This is a genomic window from Enterococcus sp. S183_ASV_20, from assembly GCF_018919685.1.
Lineage (GTDB): Bacteria > Bacillota > Bacilli > Lactobacillales > Enterococcaceae > Enterococcus > Enterococcus faecalis.
Window position 1 is genome coordinate 1 of sequence record NZ_JAHLRI010000093.1, and the last position, 6,274, is coordinate 6,274.

The following is a 6,274-nucleotide window of genomic DNA, read 5'->3' on the forward strand; positions in this document are numbered from 1 at the left end:
AGATCAAGAGGAACTGATCCACTTGATCTCCAATTATTCTAAGATTTCTCTTTACCAACATCATTTGACAAAGAGCCGAAAGAAACCACGGCACGGCTTAAAGGAACTTCCCACTCTCAACGAGGGTTAGGGAAAAAATTGAAACGCTATTGGAAACTCCTACAAAAAGAAGAAGCAAAGTTAAACTACGAAAAAAGGGTTTGGCGTGCCAGTTTTAAAGATTATTTGACTGAAAGTGAGATTGTCGATCGACTGTTATCTGCTTGTCCCAACCTGCGCCAAGGCTATCAGTTATACCAAGACATTCTTTATGCGGTAAAGAAAAGAGATCAGTCATTATTTGAGGACTGTTTAAACAGAGAAGTCAGCGGTCTTCCTGAAACCTATACAACCACTTTACGAACGTTTAAAAAGTTTCTGCCACAGATCCAAAATGCGCTTCACTACAGCTATTCAAATGGACCATTGGAATGTTTAAACAACCACATCAAAGTATTAAAACGCAATGCGTACGGCTTTCGCAGCTTTTACAATTTCAAACTACGGATCATGATTCGTCATGGCAAAACATTTTTAACCAAATAAACAGAACAGGAAGAGGGTTTCTTCTTTCTGTTCTGTCCAAATTATTCTAAGATTTCTCTTTACCAACATCATTTGACAAAGAGCCTTTATACTACACTCTCATTTTTGGTGCTAAAAAGCACCGAAAATTTTAATTATTGTCAATTAATAATTCTTTTGGATTCCTTCTTAATATATTGAATGAAGAAATAATCAATGATACAAGAAGTACTAAACTCATAAATATAACTACATAAATCATGAATTTAGGTAATACATTGATATCTAAACTTGATAATGTCTTGTTAAATCCTTCAGCTTCTGCCCCACCACCTAATTGGCTAGATGCAGATTGTTTAGCTATTTGTTTAGCTATATCACCAGTAACCTTATTCAATATATTATTCCCAAGCTTGTCAGCTGTATATTGAGCTAAGAAATAGGAACCAACGAATGCGGGGATTGATATAAATACCATCTCAATTAGGAATTGACCAAAAATTTCTAATTTTGATATACCTAATGATAGTAATACTGCTATTTCTTTCTTTCTAGCATTCATCCATAAGAATAATAATAATGAAACTACAACTCCTGCAAATATTAATGAGCCAAAAAATAATTTATTTGAAATTGAGTAAATACCTGATATAGATTGTTGTAATGCAGGGTAATTTGATGAACTTTTAATCAAATTATATTCTCTCCAATTTATATCTATTTTCCCAAGATCTTTTATTACACTATCAAGATTCTTATCACCTTTTACAAAGAATGTTGCATCTTGGTATACAGCTGTATCTTCGGTATTACCATAAACTTTAGCAGCTGTATGAACATCAGTGATTAATGTATTTTCGTATAGTTCTTGTGCTGCACTTACTCCACCGCTATTATGCCCATCGAATAGACCTTTAATTTCTACTTCTACTGTTTCATCTGCACCTTTCTCATTATCAGCATCAAATAAATTAGATTTTATTTTTATCTTATCTCCAACTTTAAGGTTATTTTTTTCAGCTAAATCTTTATGCATTAAGATTTTATTTTTATCTTCATTTTCTAAATGCTTTCCTTCTACTAATTTATATGCTTCTGATACAAATTTTGTTTCTTTTGTTGAGTCGTTAACCCCAGTTAACATAACTGTTCTTTTAAAATTCTTTGCTCTTTCAGGTGATTGATTCGCAAGAGTCTCTTGAGTTTCAATAATATCATAATCAACTAAATCTGCAACACTGTTTATTCTTTTTACATAGGAGTCTATACTATCTGTTTGAGATATCTTTTTAATATCTTCACCTTTTACATTTCCCCCACCTCTAGGTGTTCCTGGATTTACTTGTCTATTTATCTCCATAGAAAAACTATTTGTTATATTAGCAAATGTTTCTTTTGAAGCTCTGTCCGTAGCATCTTTAATAGATAAACTAATGAGACTTAAAGTTGACATAGATAAAATAACTAATATGATAATTAATGATTTTAAACTTTTTCTAGTTACATAAGCAAATGCATTTTTTATCATTATTCAACCTCCAAATTCATTTTATTTACTTTTTTCAACTTTTTACCACTTAGTTCTAAAATGATATCCGCAGAATCTGCTACTTCCTTACTATGTGTTACAACTATTACACATTTATTTCTATCTTTAGCTAATGTCTTTAATATATTAATTATTTCTCCAGCAGTAACACTGTCTAGATTACCAGTAGGCTCATCAGCTAGTATTATTGGAGCATCTGATACCAATGCTCTAGCAATAGCTACTCTTTGTTGCTGTCCACCAGATAATTTCATAACATTTCTTTTTATTTGTTTTTTATCTAAACCTAGTTCAAACAAGATACTTTCATCTGCTGATTTATTTACTAATCTAATATTTTCAATTGGTGATAAATAATCTATTAAATTATAGTTTTGAAATACTAAAGATATATTATTTTTTCTATGATTACTATATCCTTTATTTTGTATATCTTCATTCTTAAACAATATTTTTCCTGTTTGAGGTTTATCAAGTCCAGCAAGTAAGGAAAGAAGTGTAGATTTTCCTGTTCCTGACTTTCCTACTATCGCATAAAACTTCCCAAGTTCAAATTTTTGATTTACTCCTGACAAAACTTTTTCTTTAGAATTTGCATAACTATATGCTACATTCTTTATTTCTAATATATCCATTATTTTCTCCTAACTTATTTTTGATAAGATTTCTTTAGGCTTCTTGATTAACATTAATGAAGAAGCAAATACAACTGATAAAACAATAATACTTATTAATATTAAATAACTTTGTCCAAGCGTTGTTATATTTGACATAAAACTACTACTATTTATTAAACTTCCACCGGAAATCATTGAATCCTCTGAGTTAATGAATCCATCTACAATTACTTTTAGTAATACATTTCCTAAAAATAAGGAAGATATTATACTTGGTATCGATATGAATATTAACTCGAATATAAATTGCATTATAATTTGTATCTTAGATGTTCCAATAGATAAAAATATACCTATTTCATAAATTCTTTCCCTTAACCATAGAATCAAGATTAATGAAAGAACAACCATCCCAACTAACATAATAGAATAAGTCATTACTTTTATTATATATTTTATTCCACTCACTGACTCTAAAGACTCTTCAAACGCATTAGAATCTTTTTCAACAAAATACTTTGACTCATCAATTTTAAGCTCTTTCAATTTGTTTAAGGCTAAGTCTGTAGATTCTGCACTACCAGAATACATTAAAATTTTATTTGCAATTTCATTATTTTCTGAATTGTTTAATACCTCTTGGCTTGTTGAATAATCTACAAACACCATATTTTCACTAAAATCAGAAGATAATCCTGTATATGTTTCCTGTTTTTTACCAGAAAAGATCCCTATAATTTTAAATTTATGACTTTTTATTTTTCCACTTTTTTCAATATCTAGTAATTCAAGATCAACTTCATCACCTAATTTTAGATTGTTTTGTTTAGCAAATTCTTCATGAACAATAATTGAATTCTTATCATTTTCTTCTATATTTTTACCTTCTTTAATTGTAAATACTCCACTACTAAATAAAATATTTCTTTTAGTATTATTTGTAGCTTCGAGTGAAACAACATTCTTAAATTCGTCAGATAAATCTTCTCTATTTATTCTTTGTTCTCCGCTAACTACTTTAGCATCTTTTAGTTTTGCTAATCCATCATATTGAATTATTTTTTCTTCAATTTCTTTTAATTTTTCAATATCTTTAAATTGATTAACATTAAAATATTTACCATCTTTTTTTGTTATTGATATTGAAGAATTAGAACTTTCATATAAAGCCTTTTCTATTTCATTGCTTGATTTCATTATTGTTAAACAAGAATACAAGCAAGAAAGAACTATAGTTAATATGATAAAAATTATTAAAGTTCTATTTTTCTTTCTTGTAATATATGCTATAGCATTTTTTATCACTTTCCTAACTACTCCTCTCTATTTTCTTACTCCATAACTAATTGCATCCACTGGACAAGCATTTTTACATCGTCCACATCTGATACACTCCAGATGATTGCAATTCTCAACTGAATCTTTATTCATTTGGCAAACTTTTTTACATTTTCCACAATTAATACACTTATCCTTATCCAATCTATATCTAAATATTGAAATAGGGTTAAAAATTGAGTAAATAGCTCTAAGTGGACATATATATTTACAAAAAGGTCTATATATAATTATAGAAAGTAACAAAGTAACTATTAGAATGATTCCTTTCCAATAATACAAGAAACCTATCGTACTTCTCATACTTTTATTTAATAAAACAAGTGGTAATCCTCCTTCCAGCATACCAATCGGACAAATAAGTTTACAAAAATACGGAGAACCCTGACCTAAAATATCAACCAAAAATAAAGGTAATATTAATGAAAAATACAAGTAATATTATATATTTCAATTTTCTCAAATGTTTATCAAACTTAAATGTTTCAACTTTTTTAAAAAAGGGAATCTTGTGTAGCAAATCTTGAATCAATCCAAATGGACACAGCCATCCACAAACAAATCTTCCCACCAATGCTCCTATAAAAAACAAAATCCCAACTATATAATAAAATAACTAATCTTATATTTTGAATTTCCAATTACTGCCTGTAGTGATCCTATTGGACAAGAACCTTTTGCTCCCGGGCATGAATAACAATTTATACCCGGAACACAAATTTTCTTTAAATTCCCCCCGTAGATTTTACCAGTCTTAAACCCTTCAAAGTAAGAATTAGTAATTAAAAACCAAACGGATTGAAATAAATGCTTAAAACGATCTCTTATTTTATATTTATCTTTTTTTGTACTACCATTTATAATATTTTTAATTCTATCCAATTCCAATACACTCCATACAAATTCTTATCGCCTTATCCAAGACAACTTTAGTTTCTCCATTACTATCAACAAAGAAAGTCTCTGGCATAGCCTGTATACCATTCAATCTACCATTAAAGTTTGTCTTATCTGGCATTAAGAAAGGATATGAAGCCTTTGTCTTTTCATGTATTAACTTTGACTTTTCAATTGCTTCCTTGTTTTCACCGTTATCATCAACAGGATCTGTAACAACTCCAACGATATTTACACCCTTGCTTTTCATTTCATTCTGAACCTCAACCAAATCAGGAATTTCCTTTACACAAGCTGTACACCAAGTTGCAAATACATTTACCATAGTAAGATCATACTTCTCAAAATCTTTACTTGTAAAATCCTTGCCATTTATGTCCTTTGTTGATAGTTTACGTAAATCTTTAACCGATTCTTTGTTAAATGCTTCTGTATTTTCTAAATCAGTTTTTTCTGATAGCACAAAACCATTTTTAGGACGTTCTTTTTTATCTATAATTTGAATCTCAGTTCTTTTTAATTCATCCAGAAGATTACTTTCAGCTCCGCTATTTGTGCTTAAATAGCAATCGTATTTTCCATCACTTGAAACTCCTATTTTAGTATGAGTATCACATTTTATAATTTTAGATTTTTTTCTTCTGATGTATTTTTTTCAAATATACCAATAGTCCCAATTCTTTCAAGCTCATTTTGCCAATTTTTATATCCATCGCCCATCTTTTCTATAACTGCATTCTTTTGTTCTTCTGTCATTTTTTCAAATGTCAAAATAGCATACTTTAGTTCTTTATCTATAGGACTTTGATCATCTAACATCGCTATCTTTTTATCAGCTATATAATTTCTAAATTTGTCTGAGAGTTTAAATTTAAGCCCTAAATATTCATAAACATATTCTTTCTTTGCCTCCAATGTATAATCTGATGGCTTAAAAGTTTCATTTTTGCCATTTGCATTAATTGACATGCCTTCCTCTTCAGAACTTATGGATTGTCCTTCTTTTATTTTTACTTTTTTGACACCCAACTGCGCTTAAGCTCAAACATAATGCAAGTAATAGGCATGCTCCTCTTGGTACTATTTTTTCATAAATTATTCCTCCTTTATTTTTTACACAATAGCATTTTATAGCTACTTTCAATAACATTCTACACACCTTTTATGAAACGTTGATGAAATATAATTTTTTATTTTTCCAAACTATGGTATAACAATATAAGTATTATGCTGATAAAGTCCGTATAATTGTGTAAAAGTAAAAAGGCCATATAACAGTCCTTTTACGGTACAATGTTTTTAACGACAA

The 6,274-nt window shown here is 29.1% G+C and carries 5 protein-coding genes and 2 pseudogenes; 1 reads left to right on the forward strand and 6 read right to left on the reverse strand.

Features of this window, described 5'->3' with window-relative positions; all coding sequences use genetic code 11:
* Nucleotides 1-126: 126 nt before the first annotated feature.
* Nucleotides 127-585, forward strand: a pseudogene (locus tag KQI94_RS15090) (transposase); the annotation flags it as partial.
* Nucleotides 586-715: 130 nt separating this feature from the next.
* On the opposite strand, the gene KQI94_RS15095 reads toward KQI94_RS15090, so the two are convergent.
* The 6 genes and pseudogenes from KQI94_RS15095 to KQI94_RS15130 form a co-directional block, all read right to left on the reverse strand.
* Entirely contained in the window at nucleotides 716-2,092 is a 1,377-nt protein-coding gene (locus KQI94_RS15095; protein WP_002369224.1) for an ABC transporter permease, read from the reverse strand.
* The gene (locus tag KQI94_RS15100; protein WP_002298083.1) at nucleotides 2,092-2,748 is read right to left on the reverse strand and encodes an ABC transporter ATP-binding protein; all 657 of its coding nucleotides are present in this window, start codon (nucleotides 2,746-2,748) and stop codon (nucleotides 2,092-2,094) included. Before KQI94_RS15100 ends, KQI94_RS15095 begins: the two co-directional genes overlap by 1 nt.
* A 9-nt stretch (nucleotides 2,749-2,757) precedes the next feature.
* Nucleotides 2,758-4,035 carry an ABC transporter permease gene (locus KQI94_RS15105; protein ID WP_002369222.1) on the reverse strand — a complete coding sequence of 426 codons (1,278 nt, stop codon included), beginning with the start codon at nucleotides 4,033-4,035 and terminating at the stop codon, nucleotides 2,758-2,760.
* A gap of 18 nt (nucleotides 4,036-4,053) precedes the next feature.
* Nucleotides 4,054-4,950: pseudogene (locus tag KQI94_RS16850) on the reverse strand (4Fe-4S binding protein).
* A complete protein-coding gene (locus tag KQI94_RS15125; protein WP_002330914.1) occupies nucleotides 4,943-5,428 on the reverse strand; it encodes a TlpA disulfide reductase family protein in 486 nt (161 codons plus the stop codon). The pseudogene KQI94_RS16850 and the gene KQI94_RS15125 overlap by 8 nt, the downstream one beginning before the upstream one ends.
* Before the next feature lie 155 nt (nucleotides 5,429-5,583).
* Entirely contained in the window at nucleotides 5,584-5,994 is a 411-nt protein-coding gene (locus KQI94_RS15130; RefSeq protein ID WP_002364129.1) for a hypothetical protein, read from the reverse strand.
* Nucleotides 5,995-6,274 lie beyond the last annotated feature (280 nt).